The sequence below is a fragment of the Chryseobacterium sp. SIMBA_029 genome (assembly GCF_046535275.1).
In the GTDB taxonomy this organism is placed as follows: Bacteria; Bacteroidota; Bacteroidia; order Flavobacteriales; family Weeksellaceae; genus Chryseobacterium.
In genome coordinates this window covers 1-274 of record NZ_JAWRXA010000290.1, presented here as the reverse complement: position 1 = coordinate 274, position 274 = coordinate 1, and the positions used below count along the sequence as shown (strand labels likewise).

The 274-nt window shown below is 66.1% G+C and carries 1 pseudogene; it reads right to left on the bottom strand.

Annotated elements, in window-relative coordinates:
* Positions 1-28: 28 nt before the first annotated feature.
* Positions 29-274: pseudogene (locus SB679_RS24175) on the bottom strand (thiazole synthase); the annotation flags it as partial.

The window sequence follows — 274 nt, the reverse complement described above, 5'->3', positions numbered from 1 at the left end:
ACATCTAACAGGTCCGCTGAACGCGCCTCTACAGGAACTCGGCCCGGCCTTCCATGGCCGATGACGCGAGGGCATGTTCACGTTTGGGGATGCGGCCGGCGCGTTGCGCCAACCTTCCCGCCATGACTGCGTGTTTGAACGCCGCGCCCATCTGCCCCGGGTTCTGGGCCCGGGTGACGGCTGTGGCCAGGAGGACAGCATCGCAGCCTAGTTCCATGGCAAGTGCAGCATCCGAGGCTGTCCCGATGCCGGCGTCGAGGACGACGGGAACGGA